Origin of the sequence: Brachyspira murdochii DSM 12563 (assembly GCF_000092845.1) — a bacterium.
Classification (GTDB): domain Bacteria; phylum Spirochaetota; class Brachyspiria; order Brachyspirales; family Brachyspiraceae; genus Brachyspira; species Brachyspira murdochii.
The window spans coordinates 1217614-1236171 of the sequence record NC_014150.1; the positions used below are offsets into that span (position 1 = coordinate 1217614).

The 18558-nt window shown below is 26.8% G+C and carries 17 protein-coding genes, 1 tRNA gene and 1 pseudogene; 13 read left to right on the plus strand and 6 right to left on the minus strand.

The genetic code is table 11. From position 1 onward, the window contains the following. Positions 1-12: 12 nt before the first annotated feature. Positions 13-501, plus strand: coding sequence for a tRNA (cytidine(34)-2'-O)-methyltransferase (locus tag BMUR_RS05235; protein ID WP_013113559.1), 489 nt, complete (start codon positions 13-15; stop codon positions 499-501). Positions 502-633: 132 nt separating this feature from the next. On the opposite strand, the gene BMUR_RS05240 is transcribed toward BMUR_RS05235, so the two are convergent. After that, positions 634-1911: a hypothetical protein gene (locus BMUR_RS05240; protein ID WP_013113560.1), complete on the minus strand. Its 1278-nt coding sequence runs from the start codon at positions 1909-1911 to the stop codon at positions 634-636. 685 nt (positions 1912-2596) lie between these two features. Continuing rightward, positions 2597-3433: a flagellin N-terminal helical domain-containing protein gene (locus tag BMUR_RS05245; RefSeq protein ID WP_013113561.1), complete on the minus strand. Its 837-nt coding sequence runs from the start codon at positions 3431-3433 to the stop codon at positions 2597-2599. A gap of 293 nt (positions 3434-3726) precedes the next feature. Between BMUR_RS05245 and BMUR_RS05250 the strand changes: the two genes are divergently transcribed. Beyond that, on the plus strand, positions 3727-4689 hold the full coding sequence (locus tag BMUR_RS05250; RefSeq protein ID WP_013113562.1) for a M28 family peptidase: 963 nt from the start codon (positions 3727-3729) through the stop codon (positions 4687-4689). A gap of 78 nt (positions 4690-4767) precedes the next feature. On the opposite strand, the gene flgN is transcribed toward BMUR_RS05250, so the two are convergent. Further along, positions 4768-5277, minus strand: a complete 510-nt coding sequence (gene flgN, locus BMUR_RS05255; RefSeq protein WP_013113563.1) for a flagellar export chaperone FlgN — start codon at positions 5275-5277, stop codon at positions 4768-4770. Between the two features lie 98 nt (positions 5278-5375). Next, entirely contained in the window at positions 5376-6668 is a 1293-nt protein-coding gene (locus BMUR_RS05260; RefSeq protein WP_041750068.1) for a hypothetical protein, read from the minus strand. Between the two features lie 1058 nt (positions 6669-7726). On the opposite strand from BMUR_RS05260, the gene BMUR_RS05265 reads away from it, so the two are divergent. The 11 genes and pseudogenes from BMUR_RS05265 to argH all read left to right on the plus strand — a co-directional run bounded on the left by BMUR_RS05265 (position 7727) and on the right by argH (position 17087). Beyond that, positions 7727-7799, plus strand: a tRNA-Val gene (locus BMUR_RS05265). 149 nt (positions 7800-7948) lie between these two features. Beyond that, positions 7949-9043 (plus strand): M15 family metallopeptidase, encoded by a 1095-nt coding sequence (locus BMUR_RS05270; RefSeq protein WP_013113565.1) that lies wholly within the window; start codon positions 7949-7951, stop codon positions 9041-9043. A gap of 31 nt (positions 9044-9074) precedes the next feature. Continuing rightward, positions 9075-10757 (plus strand): motility associated factor glycosyltransferase family protein, encoded by a 1683-nt coding sequence (locus tag BMUR_RS05275; protein WP_013113566.1) that lies wholly within the window; start codon positions 9075-9077, stop codon positions 10755-10757. A gap of 97 nt (positions 10758-10854) precedes the next feature. Next, on the plus strand, positions 10855-11394 hold the full coding sequence (locus BMUR_RS05280) for a hypothetical protein (RefSeq protein WP_013113567.1): 540 nt from the start codon (positions 10855-10857) through the stop codon (positions 11392-11394). A gap of 83 nt (positions 11395-11477) precedes the next feature. After that, the gene (locus BMUR_RS05285; protein ID WP_013113568.1) at positions 11478-11798 is read left to right on the plus strand and encodes a rhodanese-like domain-containing protein; all 321 of its coding nucleotides are present in this window, start codon (positions 11478-11480) and stop codon (positions 11796-11798) included. A 223-nt stretch (positions 11799-12021) separates the two neighbouring features. Further along, positions 12022-12759, plus strand: a complete 738-nt coding sequence (locus tag BMUR_RS05290) for a site-2 protease family protein (RefSeq protein WP_013113569.1) — start codon at positions 12022-12024, stop codon at positions 12757-12759. A 241-nt stretch (positions 12760-13000) separates the two neighbouring features. After that, positions 13001-13111 carry a tetratricopeptide repeat protein gene (locus tag BMUR_RS15225; RefSeq protein WP_407636423.1) on the plus strand — a complete coding sequence of 37 codons (111 nt, stop codon included), beginning with the start codon at positions 13001-13003 and terminating at the stop codon, positions 13109-13111. Positions 13112-13194: 83 nt separating this feature from the next. Continuing rightward, positions 13195-13305: pseudogene (locus BMUR_RS15230) on the plus strand (tetratricopeptide repeat protein); the annotation flags it as partial. 134 nt (positions 13306-13439) lie between these two features. Next, positions 13440-14390 (plus strand): ornithine carbamoyltransferase, encoded by a 951-nt coding sequence (gene argF, locus BMUR_RS05295; protein ID WP_013113570.1) that lies wholly within the window; start codon positions 13440-13442, stop codon positions 14388-14390. A gap of 78 nt (positions 14391-14468) precedes the next feature. Continuing rightward, entirely contained in the window at positions 14469-15692 is a 1224-nt protein-coding gene (locus BMUR_RS05300) for an argininosuccinate synthase (RefSeq protein WP_013113571.1), read from the plus strand. A 3-nt stretch (positions 15693-15695) separates the two neighbouring features. After that, entirely contained in the window at positions 15696-17087 is a 1392-nt protein-coding gene (gene argH / locus BMUR_RS05305; RefSeq protein WP_013113572.1) for an argininosuccinate lyase, read from the plus strand. Between the two features lie 69 nt (positions 17088-17156). Here the strand turns inward: argH and BMUR_RS05310 are convergent, their stop codons facing one another. Both BMUR_RS05310 and BMUR_RS05315 read right to left on the minus strand, forming a co-directional pair. Further along, positions 17157-17648 carry an LEA type 2 family protein gene (locus tag BMUR_RS05310; protein ID WP_013113573.1) on the minus strand — a complete coding sequence of 164 codons (492 nt, stop codon included), beginning with the start codon at positions 17646-17648 and terminating at the stop codon, positions 17157-17159. A gap of 62 nt (positions 17649-17710) precedes the next feature. Next, positions 17711-18112, minus strand: a complete 402-nt coding sequence (locus BMUR_RS05315) for a hypothetical protein (protein WP_013113574.1) — start codon at positions 18110-18112, stop codon at positions 17711-17713. Positions 18113-18558 lie beyond the last annotated feature (446 nt).

Here is an 18558-nt window from a genome sequence, read left to right on the forward strand (position 1 = left end):
AATAAACAAATTATGGGTAACAGAGTAATAAAAAATAATTTCAATATAGCTATAGCATTATACAGACCTGAAATACCTGCAAATACTGGAAATATAGGAAGATTATGTGTAGGACTTAATATAGAACTTCATATAGTTTCAAAGCCGTCATTTATAATAAGCTCAAAAGAAGTAAGACGTGCCGGACTTGATTATTGGGAGCATTTAGTATTAATTAAGCATGAAAATGAAAATACATTTTTAGAATACTGCAATAATAATGACAGAAGAATAATACCAATAACAAAATTCGGAAAAAACAGATATGATGAGTTTAACTATTCCAACAATGATATACTTTTGTTCGGCAGAGAATCAACAGGACTTAGAGAATCATTATGGGAAAATGATTTGGATAACTCTATATACATACCTATGAGTGATAATATACGTTCTATTAATTTATCAAACACAGCTGCAATAACTGCATACGAGGCATACAGGCATATTTGTCTCTACTAAAGATTAAACCATAAAAAATAATTTTTTTAACTTGCGGCTTTGTACACATAATACAGCCAATAAATTATTAAAAAATATATTTTTGATAATTTATAATTATTTCAGTATTTTATTATAAAGTCTAAAATAACACTATTGTTGTATGTCAATAAATTCTATCACATAGTGAGTTAATGGTTTATTAGGGGAAATGAATCCTGCTTCTGTTACAGCTGGAGATCCAACCCAAAATCCTTGCAATCCACCCATTTTGGTTGCAACATCATAGAAGTATTGATTAGCTTTATAATTAGCATCAGCTTTTATAGATTCATAGCAGGCTTGTTCTATTTCAGCTTGAGGTTTGTCTGAAGCAACAGCAGCTAATGCTTTTGATAATGCAGTTTCTGCTTCTTTTTTATAAGTATTTATATTTGTTTCCAACATTTTTATAGTATAATAACCTCCGCCAGCACAATGCTCTACAAATCTAATTAAATAATCTTTACCGTCTTTTTTTACAGGCATTAACCATATTTGATGCGGAGATTGTTTTCCTATCCATATATAATTTGTATCATTTTCAATATATTCTACAGGGTTTATTCTATAATCGGCAGTAGTTCCGGTTGAAATATTTATTCCTATATCAAACATATGGTGATTATTAAAATCTTCTTCTTTGAATGTGAATTTGGTTTCTAATCTTTGAGCTAGCTGCTTCATTCTATTATCAAGTCTTTCTATACTGAATTGAAGTCCACCTCCTGTGTAAACGTAAGTATAAGTTATGCCATTATTAGCAGTAATTTGAACTCTATTCATAGTTACTGCTTCTCTTTTCGTAGTACCTGCAGGCGGTGTAGTGCTTAATGTATCAGTCCAGCTTTTGAAGTCGGAAGTTTTAAAATAATTTGCTCCTGCTGAATCTTGTACATATATGTATGTGTCATCTTGATATGCATTGCCGTTTGCTATTTTAGCAATTCTTGTATATTCAGGTACTGTTCTGCCTAAATTAGCTTTAACTTCTTTCATTTTGAAACCATCGTTAACATCTATTTCTAATATATGTCCATTTGGATAATTCATTAAAGTTGTATTACCAATCATTATTACTTCATTCGTATAACCATAAATATACTGGTATGCTGCTGTAAGATAATAATGTCCTTTGAATTCAAAATAATGCTCAAAGTGTCCATAAACCATTTTTCCATATTGACCACTCTTACTATCATAACCATTTATTGAAGCTTCAACAGGTGTAACTTTAATTGTTGCATCTTTAGATGGTATGCTTAAATTAGCTATAGGGTCTTCTATAAATTCTGTTCTTGGCGGTATGTTGGGATTAAATACATTTCTTCTGCAGGAAAATGCAGTTAGCATGATTAATATACAAGATATAATTATTAATATTTTGTTCATTATTTATCTCCTAAGTTAAAATTGTTTGCTATAAAAATTTGATATGTTTTTTTATGAATAAATAGAATATTAAAATTTTTATATTTTATGATATTAATATATATAGAAGCTAATATATACAATTTTGAATATTTTATCGGTTTCAGATTATTTATATATTTTTTTAATATAAGAAAATGATAGTAATATGATGTTTTGAAAAAATAGATATGTTTTTTTAATGAAAATAGAAAGTTTAAAGTATTAGTCTGTTCTGTTCTGTTCTGTTCTGTTCTGTTCTGTTCTGTTCTGTTCTGTTCTGTTCTTCATAATTAAGATAAATAACTCCTAAAATATATACACATTTTCATCATATCATAATTTTAAATATTTTCAAGCATTTTTATAAATTATATATTCAATTCTTTTATTTCTTTATTTCATAAATAAAATGGACTAAAATATCTGATATATGCCTAAACAATTACAATTTATAAAAAATAAAATCATATTTTGTTTTGTGTCTTTGCTACAAAGCACACATCATTCCGAACGCCCGCTTCTTTTGCCGACACCTGCCTACAGCAGGACTTCATCGGCAGACTAGTACCAGAAAATAATAAAAGATTACAAATAAAAAGCCCATTAGTACATGTGTACCAACGGGCTTTATATCTACATTTGTAATAAGTCGCTTAAAGAAAAATTATCCGATAATTCTCATTATAGATTGGTTTTTCATATTAGCATTAGCTAACATAGCAGCACCTGTTTGCTGTAAGATTTGCTCGCGAGTATAAGCAACCATAGCAGAAGCCATATCAGCATCTCTTATAACACTTTCAGAAGCGATAGTGTTTTCAGTAGCTATCATTAAACTTTTTACCATAGATTCCATTCTGTTTTGAACAGCACCTAATTCAGCTCTTTGAGCTACTACAATTTGTATTCCTTCATCTATTCTTCCTAAAGCTTGGTTAGCAGTTTCTACAGAAGAAATAGAAATAGGAGTGTCTCCGCCAACTTGTAAGTTAGCTGCAGTCATAGCACCTATATTAACAGCTACTCTTTGATCCATATTAGCACCAATGTGGAAAGTCATAGGAGTTTGAGCATCAGCAGCGAAACGTCCTGTTAACATGTTCATTTTGTTGAATTCTGCTTGAGAAGCAATTCTATCAACTTCAGCTACTAATTGGTTAACTTCTACTTGAATTAAAGCTCTGTCGCTGTCAGAATAAATACCGTTAGCAGACTGTATAGCTAATTCTCTCATTCTTTGCATAATGTTAGTAGTTTCATTTAAATAACCTTCAGTTGTTTGAATGAAAGAGATACCGTTTTGAGCATTTCTAGTAGCTTGTTGTAAACCACGGTATTGTGAACGCATTTTTTCAGATACAGCTAATCCAGAAGCATCATCTCCGGCAGTGTTAATTCTCATACCGCTAGAAAGCTGTGCTATTGTTTTAGTCATTGAATTTCCTGTTAAATTCAATTGTCTGTTTGCATTTAATGCAGAAATATTATTGTTGATAATCATAACTACCCTCCATGAATAGTGCTTAAAATATTTTTTGTAATTTTTATTTTTCTAAAGCTTTAAAATATTATACTTTTATTTGCTGTTTAGTCATCCCCTACAAAACAGCAGTATAATATTAACTTCATAATATGATGTCATTATAATATCTTTTTAAAAAAAAGTAAAGACTAATTTTTTATAAAAAAATGACGAAAATATAATTTACTGCTTATTAATATAATAACATTGACTTTTTAACACTATTATTTTAAAATCTAACACCATAAATACCATTTTTTGGAAGAAAAAATATGAAATCTATAACAATAGCTATGATTATAACCATTTTTATGCTTACTTCCTGCAGCAGTGCAAAGGCAAATACTGATAATAATTTATATTTTGATTCAGAAAATGCATACAATTATATAAAAGCACAGACTGATTTAGGACCTAGAAACTACGGAAGCGAAGCTCATAAAAAAGTAAGAGAGTTTTTTAAACAAGAAATTTCTAATATGGGTTATGAAGTTTTTAGTCATAATTTTAAAGCACCATATATTAAAGAAAGAAACGGAGAAAATATATATGCATTCCTTAAAGGAAAAACTGATAACTATATAATCATAGCAAGCCATTTCGACAGCCGTTCTGTGGCAGAAAAAGATAAAATGGCATTTAATAGGGATAAACCTATAAGCGGGGCTAATGACGGAGCAAGCAGCAGCGGGGTATTATTAGAGCTTATGAAGGCTTTAAAAAATTATAATGATTTGCCTTACAGTGTATGCTTTGTACTATTCGACTTAGAAGATGACGGAAATTTGTTTGATGTTGAAGGTAATTCCCTTATAGAGACCGACTGGATACAGGGAAGTATTGCATTTGTCAATGAAATTATAATAAGAGATAATATAATCGATAAACAAAAAATAAAATTTGGAATTCTTCTGGATATGGTTGGAAGCAAAAATGCAAAATTCAAATATGAAAGTTTTGCTCATACATATTATTCTACAATATATAATAAAGTTTGGCAGTATGCTTATGATTTAGGATATAGTAATTATTTTTTTGATGAACATTACGGCACTATAATAGATGATCACACCCCATTTTTGAACGAGAAAATACCTTTTATCGATATTATAGATATGGGATACACATTTCATCATACCTCGCAGGATACAATAGACAAATTAGATAAAAAAACTTTAGAAGCTGTAGGAAAAACTGTTGAATATTCTATAATAAATGCTGATAGTATATACTAAAAATTATTAAATTTGTCAAAATAAAAAAACGTATAACATAAAATGCCATACGTTTCATTAAGATATAAATATTCTATATTAAACTTGCTTATTTACTAAAACTGATAATTTCCTATTAACAACATGTTCTTTTCCCTTGTTGTTATATCCAACTTTTTTGCTTTCATTTAGAACTTCTTTCATATTAGCAAACAAGTCTAAAGCTTCATCAAAAAGTTTCGGAGCTAGTTTATTGAGATGTTTTAATCTAGCCATTAAAGTAACCAATTCAAGGCGTAATGCAGATATTCTAGCAGTTTTATTAAGAGGTATTCTTCTAATAATATCTGATAATGTTGCTGTTTCTGATAGATGAGGAAATTTGTTTAGTACTATCAAATCAATAATGCTTTCTCTCAATTTTCTAAGTTCATTAGCTTCAGTCATTTTTTCATTCTGATGATCGCAGTATAGATGTATATCCTGCAGTCTAGTATTGATTATAGAATTAACCTTTTTCTCTTCATCTTCTAAGATTATTTTATAAACTTCTATCTCTTTGGAAAGAAGTATCTCTATTTTTGTAAGCTCTTCATATAAGTTAAACATAAATACCACCTTTAAATTAATAGTTACTTAAAATAACTACAAATTAATTATCGGCAGTTATTATGATTACTTTACATAATTTTTTTATAAATAATAGATTAATTTTCTACTTCGATAGATTTAATAGCTTCTATACATTTATCTCTGTTTTCTTTTCCAGTATATGTAAACCAAGCAAGAAGTGCCAATTTTTTAGCAGCTGCAGCAACAGTGATAATATAATCATCATCTTCAAGCTCTTTTTCATATACTATGCTTTGTATATTGCTGCTTTTTACTTTTATATCCAGTTCTTCACCTTTATCTTCACCTGCAATGTCTATCTGTTTTAATACATATTCCATAATAACATCAGTTTCATCATTAGCAAAAGAGTATACCTGCATAGCTATGTATACATTGATATCTTTAAACTCTATTAAATTTTTATTATTTTTAAAGATATTCATACGCATAGGAAGGCTTATAGTAAAGCCTGCTGCTATAGAATATCTTGCATTTTCTAATCTAAATCCTATTTCAGCAGAAGGCTGATGAGTATTTTTTTTGCTTTCTATAAATCTTGCTAAGTTTTCATCATCTAAATAATGAGCTATATCTATTAATATATCCCAAGGGTATTTTAGGGAAGGATCTTTTTTGTATGATTCTTGGAAAGAATACATAATTTTTTTATACATAGTTCTTTCTTTATCATCAATTATCTCTCTGAAAGGATAATATAGCCATATCAGGCTTATAAAACTTTTAAACCAGAATTTAGCATTCATCTCTTCATTATTCCAAATGAAGAACTCTTCAGACATGCTGAGCCTTACTTCTTCGTTTGCATCTGCAAAGTCAGTAAACCAATTTTTACCCCAATATCCCAAAGCAGAAAGGGCAAAATAGCTTTTTTCTATTAAAGGATAATCATAAGGCATAGATATCATAAAATTACTAAATCCATTATCATGATGTGTTATAAGCATTTGAGCATAGTTTGCTAATGAGTTTATAAAAAATTTTTTTAACTCTTCAAAATTTCTATTTCTGAAATACCCGCTCGGATCTTTATGAGCATCATTTTCTTTAAACTCAATATCAAGTCTTCTAGCTATTCTATCCAAAACCCCTACTATAAATCTATGGTATCCTGCTCCGAAAGTTCCAGTACTTATAGTTATAAACAAAGTGTCAGTTTTAAACTCAAAGTATATAGGATCTGAAGAGGGGTGAAATGAGTATATAAGAGTATTACCGTCTTCTATTATAGAGAACTCTGAAAGCATAACAAGAGGATTAATATTAACTTCATTTAAAGAAGATACTATAGCTTTGAATAATCTGTCTTGGGTAGGGATAACCCTTCTATTATCAAATCTGGCTGAAAGTAAAAACTCTATATTCATAATTTTTAATAATATTCTACTTATTATAATATTTACAGTATAATATAATAACATTTTTTTTTATTTTAGCAATATATATTTGATAAACTTTTTAGATAATAGTAAATAATTATACTATAATTAATTAATTTGTTTAATTTTTAATTAAATTAATTATAAATATACATAAATGTAAAAATTACACTTGTAATGGATTAGATAATTTTGGTATTTAATATTTTTTATAAAAAATAATTTTCAATGAGGTTTTATAATAGTTTATTATTTTTATATTTATTTCACACTTAAAACCATAATGAAGATTAATCAAAAAAAGTAAATACAAACATATAGTTTATTTTTAAGACTTGAATTGGTATAAATATTTTTTAAGGTATATAAATATATTATTTGAAAAATATATATCAAATAAGCATTATATGATTGAGATTTATAATTATTTTGTTATATAACATATTCTTTTTTTAATAATAAATAAAAAAATATTAACAACAAAATAATTTATAAATACCAGAGTATAATTTTAAATTTATTCTCACTCCCCACCCTTTTAAGTTTATAACATCATCTGTTATTTTTGTATAATTTTTCTTTATTCACTTTTATTGTTGCTTTAACACCCACCCAAGTGCTTTTTTTATTTAAAATATTTTTAATCAATTCTTATATATAAACTTATTATTAATTCTAATTTTTATCATTATAAAGATGTTTCGTGCGTGCATAAAGTGCAAATTTAAGTTACGTTTTTTTTGGGGCTTGCTTTTGAAATGCTGGCTTGTATATTTAGTCAAAGTCAATAAAAAAATATGAAGCTTTTAATCTAAAATGGGGGGATTTAACAAAAACTATATTAATACTATACAAACTAGTGTTTTATAAATTATATGATAGAATTCTTATTTATAACCTTTTATATTGTTTAAAAGTTATTGTATTTTTATCGTATTTTTTTATAGAAAGCTTTTAAATTTATATAATTAATAAAAAATATACGCTTTATTGCTTGACTTTTTTTATGTATCATGTTAGTATAAATACATAATTTTGAAACGAAAGGGCGATTAGCTCAGCTGGGAGAGCGGGTGCCTTACAAGCACTAGGTCGGCGGTTCGAGCCCGTCATCGCCCAATTTTTCTTTCTTTCACATTCTGTATTGATAAAACTTCCTATTAAATATAATGTTTTTAACAATAATAAATTTGAATTAATTTTAAAAACATGTTAATATACAGCGTTATGTTAACTATAAATATATTACAGAGTTAGTAGAAAATATTATGACCGTTTTACAATATGTATTAGTAATAGCAGTTATATTGGCTGTATTAGCAGTTATGAGCTTTATCATAAAAGCCAGTTCTAAATATAAGTTTGTTATGATAGCATTTATTATAGTAATTGTCTCTTCTATTTCAGCTGTAGGTATTATATATATTAATAATACAAAAAGTATGATGCCTAATCTCTCTCTCAATTTGAAAGCTCAAGAGAAAGAAGAAGAGAAAAGAAAAATAAGAAAAGATATTATAATAAGACCTGGTGCCTTGGAAACTATAGCTTTACATTTAGCGTATTCAAACAGAATATCGCCTCCTGTTATAAAAAACAGAGAGCTTGGTTTTTATTTAGACGGAATATGGTTTAATTGGGCTAACGGCAAATTATTGACTGATGAGGATATGTCAAATCAGGATGCATATATACCATTCGGATTTTACTCATATACTGTTGATGGAATGCCTGAAGTGCAGAAAGAAACACCAGAAAGAACTAAGGAACTTCAGGACTATTATAAAAAAAGGGTAAATAATACAAAATACATTAATAATAAATTTTTAGACACTCTTTATGATGGTACAAATGAGCGTTCATTGGTAAAACATATAAGCACAGAAAGTATATTAGGTTATAGGGTAAGAGTGCATGATTATGTGTATGAACCTCTTTCTAATGTGAGTATAGAAGTAAAATTAATAGCACAGACTAATCAGGAAGCTAAAGAGTTTTTGGATTCATTAAAAATTGTAAGCGGTTATGTTTGGAAAATTATTTCAAAAAGTGCAAGCAGAAGCTATCACAGCTACGGGGTTGCTTTCGATACTTTGCCTAAAAAAAATAATGGAAAGCAAATTTATTGGGCTTGGACTAGGGTTAATAATAAAGCTTGGTATGCTGTGCCTTATGAAAAAAGATGGCATCCGCCTAAATCTGTAGTGAAAACATTTGAGAAATACGGTTTTATATGGGGCGGGAAATGGCATAATTATGATACTATACATTTTGAGTACAGACCGGAACTTATCATATATAATAATCTTAAAAACGATGAAGATACTGCTTATGAACTTATAGAAAAATACGGTATATTCTAATTCTTAAAGATTTTTAAAGAGTAATTATAACATGACTGACAATATTATATTTAATGAAAATATAGATAAATTAAAAAAAAATAAATATAATTTTAGAGCCGTAACAAAATTAATTAATTATAATTTAAAAGATAATAAATACCAATTAAAACCTGCAAAAAATAATCTTTTCAGTGTCTTATATAATAATAAGCCTCTTACTTCAACTTATGCCCCTATGGAAGAGGCTAAAAGATTGATAAGTCAGTTTATTAAAGATAATAATGAACATATAGGAATATTTTTGTCTATCGCTTCATTTTATCATATAGAACATTTTTTGTCTTTAAATAAAAATAATAAAGCCATAATAATAGAAAAAGACATTGAGATAGTAAAACTTATATTAGAAAATATAGAAGAGAAAAATTTAGAAAATATTATAATAATATTAGATGAAAATATAGAGAGTATATATTCTTTTTTTAATTTTTATATGAATGAAAATGATGCAAAAAAGATTGTATATATAAGACATGTAAGAGCCTCAAATATTAATTCTGAAAGCACTGAGTATTATGATGATGTTAATATATGTTTGGCAAATAGCATAAAAGAAAAATTGATGTCTTTAACTTCTAATTATTATTTTGCCCCTATATGGGCACGCAATATATTATACAACATGCATTTTAACTCTGGATATTCTATAAAAACATATCATAATATTTTAAATAAAGAGACGCCAGTACTGCTTGTATCCGCTGGGGCATCTATAGATAATTATATAGAAAAAATAAGAGAATTATCTGAAACTCATTTTATTATAGTATTGTCTCATGCACTTAATACTTTGATAAAAAATAATATAAAACCCAATGCAGTAGTTTCTACAGACGGCGGTTTTTACTCTTCTATATATCTTACAGAGCTTCTCAAAAAAGAAAATAAAGATATTAATATATTTACCACTCATAGTGCCTATCCTTATCCTCTTACCCATATTGACAATGATAGAATATTTTATTTTTCGCATGATGAAAGTCTTGAGAAAATACTTTATCCTATAAGTGATGATATGGATAATAATATTTATTTTTATATGGAAGGCAGTGTAGTAATGCCTGCTTTGAGAATAGCTTATATGCTTAATCCAAGGTATATACTTCTTGCAGGATGCGATTTTTGTCATGCAGATGATAAAAGTCATTCATTATATTCTAATGCCTCTGCCTTTGATTATTTAAATAGCAGCAAATTAAAAACTTTTGAAACTTATAAATATAAAAGACTTAATGATAATCAGAAAATTAAATGTTATGATAATATTTATAGAAATACATCTTCTTCTCTTTTAAGCTATAAAAATCACTTTGAAAACTTAATTTTGGAAATTTCAGATATGACTGATATTTTTACTTTAACTAAAGAATCGGCTGAAATTAATAATGTAAAAATATATAATGAAAATATTATATTAAAAAATAATAATCTCAAAAATATAAAAAATAGAAAAATAGAAAATTATATAAGGGAAAATATAGATAAAGAGAATCTTATAAAAAAAATAAATGAGTTTATAGATGATGTTCATAATAAAAATAACATATCAGAATTAGGTTATTTAATATCTCCTTGGCATATTGATAAATTTGAAAAGTCTATGATAAGTTATGATGAATTAAAAGATTATATTAATAAATGGTATGATGAAATAAAAAAATTGATTTATTAGAGATTTATTTTATTTCTAATATTTTTTAATAAATTAACGAGAATATTATATATTAGTAAACATAATATATAGCTGAAATAAAAAAACAGGAGAATGTATGAAAAAAATAGTAATTATATTCATATCTTTGCTTATAATCAGTATAGAGCTTTTTCCTAAAGCTGTAACTACATATTATAATAATTGGAAAGTAAGGAAAATAACTTATGATAATACAGATACAAAAACTGTTACAATGACTATGAAAAGTAATAATGATTTTGAAATATATATAGCTTCAAGGGGCAATCAGCTTAGTATAAGTATTAATTGGTATAAAGATGATATAGATGAAAATACTCCTATAGTGGAATATAGTTTTGATAATTCAGCATATAATTCTGTAGAGCCTATTATGAGATCTTCAAGTGAAAATTTTGATATACTATACACAATATCTCCGTCTTTCGGAATTATTCAGGAAAAAGAAATTGTTGATTTTTTTAGAAAATTAATAAAAAGTAAAAGCCTTTCCATAAGACCTAACAACTATGGAGAAAAGTATACTATTAATGTTACAGGCTTAAAAGAAGCTATAGAAAAAACAGATTTTTCAGGTACTTTATTTGATAAATATAAAAATGAAATATTAAAATAATATATTATTGATATTTATTTATATTCATGATAATATTAATATACCTATAAATGGTATTTTAAATAAATAAAGGATAAGTTAAAATGTTGAAATCTATTAATGTTGAAGAAGCTGTAAATTTAATAAAATCAAATGATGATATTCAGTTACTTGATGTAAGAAGCCAAATGGAAATAGATATGGGCGGAACTATAGAGGGAAGCATATTAGTGGATTTGAATGATCCTAAAAGCGAGAAATTAATTAATAGTTTGGATAAAGAAAAAAAATATTTGCTTTACTGTGCAAGCGGAAGCAGATCTATTTTGCTTGGAATATATATGGATAAAAGCGGTTTTTTAAAAGTTTATAATTTGCAAAATGCCGGATACGCTCAGTTGGCTATTGCTTTAAAAAATATATAAAATGATATAAATAAAATTTAAGCTATTTTTTATCAATTTCTTTAAAAAATGTTATATTTAAAAGGCAGTAATTATAATAAAATTACTGACAATATTATAAATATGAAGTCTTTTTGATTCTTTTATCAAAGTCATATTTATCAAAAATTAAACAAATATAATATTTAATTTTATATAATATTTAATTTTATATAATATTTAATTTTAAGGAAGTAAAACAAAAATGGTTTATGAAATATTTTCTAACAGACTCTCTATAGGCATTATATCATATGTAGTGTTTATTATATCAGCAAGTATGCATGAATATTCTCATGCAAAAACAGCATATACTCTAGGCGACAGAACAGCTATGAGACTTGGAAGGCTTACTATTAATCCATTAGCACATCTTGATATATTGGGATCTGTTGTTCTTCCTTTGATTGCAGCGGTTACTGGAATTCCAGTTATAGGCTGGATGAAAGCTGTACCAGTCAATCCTCATAATTTCAATAATTTTGAAAGAGATCAGGCATTAGTTTCATTTGCAGGTCCTTTTGCTAACCTTATTATAGCTACAGTATCATTTATTATAATAAAAATACTCACATTTACAGCCGATGGAACTTTTATAATATATAAAATTATGATGTTTTTAGAAAATCATAATAATATGCTTACTAATATCATGCTTAATGCTTTGCCTATAGTTTTAACTATGTTATTTATGTTTTATATGATTAATATAATGCTTATGTTTTTTAATTTATTGCCTTTCCCCCCATTAGACGGAGGCTGGATACTCAGATTTTTCTTATCACCTAAAGGAAAAAGCACTTATGATAAAATATATCCTTATGGTTTTTTGATTCTTTATGCTTTATTATTTGCTGGAATATTAAGAACTGTACTTGGTTTTATACAAACTATTTCTCAGCATATGCTTGGAAAAAGTATTAATATCATATTTTCTATCTAATAGATAATATATTAATTATACTTATTTTAAAACTAATTTTATTTATGATTTGCAGAAAATATTAAAAACATAAAAAATAATTTTCACTATATTATTTTTGGAATAATATAATTATCAAGGGTACAAATATGTCATCATAAGAAAAATATTATAAAGAAGGTATTAATTATTAAATACGAAGAATCTTTAGAATATTTCAATAAAGCAATAGAACTTGATAATAGCCAATCAAAATATTATAGTGCAAGAGGTATTAGAACAATATGAAGAAGCTATAAAATACTATAACAAAGCAGTAGAATTATACCCTAATGATACAATTATAACAGAGGAGTTTCTGAGGAAAATTTAGGACTATATGATGAAGCTATAAAGTTAAACAATAATGATACTGATGCCTATAATAATAAAGGATTTGATAAATAACAATTAGATAAATATGAAGAGGCATTAAAAAATTATAAAAAGTCTTTAGAATTAAAAACTAATAATAATATAGTTATAGAAAATATAAAAAATATTCAAGATAAATATAATTTGAAATAGATATAACTAAACAATTATATTTTGTCAAAACAGCTCTTTTATTTTTTACCCATAAATTATTGCAATATTACAAAAAACAGTATATAGTATTACTTAAAAAAGTAACATTTAAATTTTATTTATGGGTAAAAATTATGAATAATACAAAAAAAGTAAATTTATCTGGAAGACATTTTATCAATTTAGAAGATTTCACGCCTGAAGAGTTATCAGCATTAATTGATTATACTTTTGAGATTAAAGCAAAAATAAAAAATAATGAAGAAATGAATATAATGAAAAATAAAACTATGGTGATGTATTTTTCAAAACCTAGTTTAAGAACACGTTTAAGTTTTGAAATAGGTATGAAAAAACTAGGCGGCGATGCTTTTGTATTGAAACAAGATGAAATTATACTTGGAGAGAGAGAAAGTATTGAAGACAGTTCAAATGTTATTTCAAGATACTGTGATTTAATTATGATAAGAACATTTGCACATAGCGATGTAGAGGATTTTGCTAAATATTCAAAAGTGCCAGTTATAAATGCATTGACAGACCTTTCACATCCTTGCCAAATTATGGGCGATTTATTCACCATAAAAGAACATTTCGGAAAGCTAAAAGGATTAACTCTTTCATTTATAGGAGACGGTAATAATGTATGTAATAGTCTTTTAATAGGCTGTTCTATGCTTGGACTTAATATAAAAGCAGCAACTCCTAAAGGTTATGAACCAGATTCAAAAATAACAGAATTAGCAAAAAATTATGCAAAAGAAAATGGATGCACTGTTGATATTATTAATGATGTAAAAAAAGCAGTAGAAAGTTCTAATATAGTGTATACTGATGTATGGGCTTCTATGGGAAAAGAAAAAGAAAAGGAAAAGAGATTTAATGATTTTAGAGGCTTTACACTCACTAAAGAATTATTTTCTCTTGCAGATAAAAATGCTATAGCCCTTCATTGTCTTCCTGCTCATAAAGGCGAAGAGATAAATGAAGATATATTTAAGATAAACTCTGAATATATTTATACTGAAGCAGAAAATAGAATGCATGCTCAAATGGCTATAATGAGCAGCATAATAAAAGAATAATAAAAAATAATAATAGAGAATATTATAATTTAAACAATTTTATAAATATTTTATTTAATTAAAAAAAGGAAATTCACTATGAAAAAGAAATTAGTACTAGCCTATTCAGGCGGATTGGACACTACAGTTATTATACCATGGCTTAAAGAAAATTATGACTATGATATCATTGCAGCATGTGTGGATGTAGGTCAGGGAACAGAAACAGACGGACTAGAAGAGAAAGCTATAAAAACCGGGGCTTCAAAATATTATCTAGTAAAATGCGAAGATGAATTTGTTACAGATTATATTTACCCTATACTAAAAGCCGATGCAGTTTATGAGGATAAATATCTTTTAGGTACTTCAGCAGCACGTCCTCTAATAGCAAAAAAACTTGTTGAAATAGCATTAAAAGAAGGGGCTTCTGCCATAGCACATGGAGCTACAGGAAAAGGAAATGATCAAGTAAGATTTGAATTAACAGTAAAAGCATTGGCACCTAATCTTGAAATAATAGCCCCTTGGAGAATATGGGATATATCATCACGCGAAGATGAAATAAAATATTTGGAAGAAAGAAATATACCAGTACCTATGAAAAAAGATGATTCCTATTCCAGAGATAAAAACCTTTGGCATTTATCACATGAGGGTTTAGAGCTCGAAGATCCTGCCAATATGCCTAATTATGAAAAACTTTTGAAATTATCAAATACTATTGAAAATGCTCCTAACGAGGCACAATTTGTGGAATTGGAGTTTGAAAAAGGAATACCTGTTAAAGCAGACGGTAAAGAGTTTGCCCCTGCTGATTTGGTAAAATATTTAAATGAAATAGGCGGAAAACATGCAGTAGGTATAGTTGATTTGGTAGAAAACCGCGTAGTTGGTATAAAATCAAGAGGTGTTTATGAAACTCCGGGCGGAACTATTCTTTATGCTGCACATAGAGAGCTTGAACATCTATGCTTAGACAGAGAAACATTATCATTCAAAGCTATAGTTGCAAACAAATTAACAGACCTTGTATACAGCGGAAGATGGTTTACTCCCCTTCGTGAGGCTTTGAGTGCTTTTGTTGATAAAACTCAGGAAACTGTAACTGGAAAAGTAAAATTAAAACTATATAAAGGCAATATTATACCTGCAGGAGCTTCTTCTCCTTATTCTCTTTATAATCAGAGTTTGGCTAGCTTTACTACAGGCGAATTATACAATCACAAAGATGCTGAAGGCTTTATAACATTATACGGACTTCCTTTGAAAGTTAATGCCTTAATGAAAGAACAAAATAAAAAAACGGGGTTAAATAATTAATTTATGAAAGAAAAATTATGGGGGGGACGCTTTTCAAAAGCTCTTAATAAAGAAGCTAATGATTTTAATTCATCATTACCTTTTGACTGTAAGATGTATAAAGAAGATATTTTAGGAAGCATAGCACATGCAAAAATGCTTGGCGAATGCTCTATTATACCTCTTGATGAAAGCGTAACTATAATAAACGGCTTAAAACAAATTTTAGAAGAAATAGAAAATAATAAACTTCAATTCGATTTTGAACTTGAAGATATACATACTCAAATAGAAAAATGGCTTATAGAAAAAGTAGGCGAAGTTGGTAAAAAGGTACATACTGGAAGAAGCAGAAATGATCAGGTAGCCCTTGACCTTAGAATGTATTTAAAAAACGAAACAGAAAATATAAAATCACTTATACTAAATTTAATTTCTGTTTTAATAAGCATTCAAAAGGAAAATACAAAAACATATATGAGCGGCTATACTCATCTTCAAAGGGCACAGGTTATTACATTTGCACATTATTTAGGGGCTTATGTAGAGATGTTTAAAAGAGATTTTGAAAGATTAAATGACGCTTATAAACGTATAGATGTAATGCCTCTCGGAGCTGGTGCTTTGGCATGCTCCACTTACAATATAGACAATAAAAAAACTGCTGAAACATTAAACTTCAAAAATGTAATGCTCAACTCTTTGGACGCTGTATCTGACAGAGATTTTGTTATTGAAACTGAAGCTGATTTATCAATAATTATGATGCATTTAAGCCGATTTTCTGAAGAGCTTATTTTATATTCCACTTCTGAGTTTAAGTTTATAGAGTTTGATGATGAGTTTACAACAGGTTCTAGCCTTATGCCTCAAAAGAAAAACCCAGATATACTTGAACTTATTCGAGGAAAAACTGGTAGAGTATATGGAAACTTATTTTCTATACTAACAGTAATGAAATCTCTCCCTTTGGCATACAATAAAGATATGCAGGAGGATAAAGAGGGAATATTTGACTCTTTAAAAAATGCTGCAAACTGTTTATCTATACTTCCTAATGTATTAAAAACTATGAAGATTAATAAAGAAAATATGCTTAATTCTGTTAATGAAGGATTTTTGAATGCTACAGAGGTCGCTGACTATCTTGTAAGAAAAGGTATTCCTTTTAGAGATGCTCATGGTATATCTGGAAGGCTTGTTGTATACTGCATTAATAATAACAAAAATCTTTCTTCTCTAAATATAGAAGAGTATAAAAAAGAATGCTCTATATTTGAAGATGATATATATTCTTTTATAACTCCAGAGGCACAGATTGCTAATAAAACTATGTTGGGAAGCCCTAATGAAAATGCTGTTATGGAAGTGATAAAAATTAATGAGAATTGGCTTGATAATAATAAAATGAGCTAAAAAATTAATTATAATATCAAAAAATAAGAGTGCTATTTTTTAGCACTCTTTTTTTATTTATTACAAAATTTATTCTACAAATGTTATTTCTTTATCATAAGGGAAGCTAAATGACATGCCGTATACTGTAAATGTTAAAGTGGTCTTAGCAGTACATTTAAAGCTTTTACTTTTTATTGCACTGAATGCTGTGGTAAATACATCTAAATATTTGGCATTAAAATCAATATTTACTTCTCTAGCCTCATTTGCCGGTATTGTTAAAGTTTCTACAGAATTAGCTGTTGCAAATGTTTTACCAGATGTATTAACTAAATCTATCTGCACTTTATCTATTGGAACTTCAAAAGGAAGATTATTTTTTATTTCTACTAGTGTAGTTAAAGTCATGTCTGTTAATTTAACTTCGGAAATAGAGGATTTTTTTATTTTTATATCGGGCTTATGATCCTCTATATAGCCTCTTGTAATTTCTACAGCCGATTTTTGTAATGTTTCGCAAGATGATGCAAAAAATATTATACTCAATATTAATGCAAAATATAGTGATTTTTTTAACATAGATTATACCTTTTTATATATTATTTTTATAAAACAAATATAAACATAAATAGTAATATTTTTTAAGAATGATATAAATGTTTGATAATATCAAGAATATCTATATTTTTTTTCTTATTTGATAAATTTATTGGTATTAAAGAAAATAGATATAATTTACCGCTAATAAATTGTACTTTAAAAACAGATTTTTTATGATGTATAAAATTATGTATAAATGCTGATGTTTCATTATTATCTATTGTAATATTTAAAACTATATTATCTGAATTCATAGCTTTTATAGAAAAATCTTCGCATTCTATATGTACAAATTTTTTTTCTGTATTGCTTACCAAATCTGCTTTAACATTTTTTACTCTAATTTTTACAGGATAAGTATTTTTTATATTTAATACAGCTTTTAAATATGTATAATCCCATTCAAATTTAATTAATTCTATATTTTTTAAGCTAAATTTCATATACATATCCTAATTATTATTTTAATAAGATTAACATATAATATATTATTTTCAATATAGCTTATTTTTTATATATTAGCTAAACATACATAATTCATTAAAAATAAGACTATATTTTTTTTAATATCTAGTAATTAATAAATTTGATAAATAAAAAAACTTATATTGCAATTATAAAATTTATCATTACACATCATACTAAAAGTATATGCATATTTTCAAAGCTTTATGATAATACAATAAAACTTGAAACAATAAAGTATTTAATTGAAAGGAGTATATTATAAATAATGAGGCTTAATATATGAATACGTACATTATGAACTGATGAAATATTTTTTTTATAAAAAATTATGATTATTAAAAATAATTATACTTTGCTTATAGAGTTATGCAGCAAAATATATTATGATAATCTATAAAATTGGAATTGTAAAAATAATTCT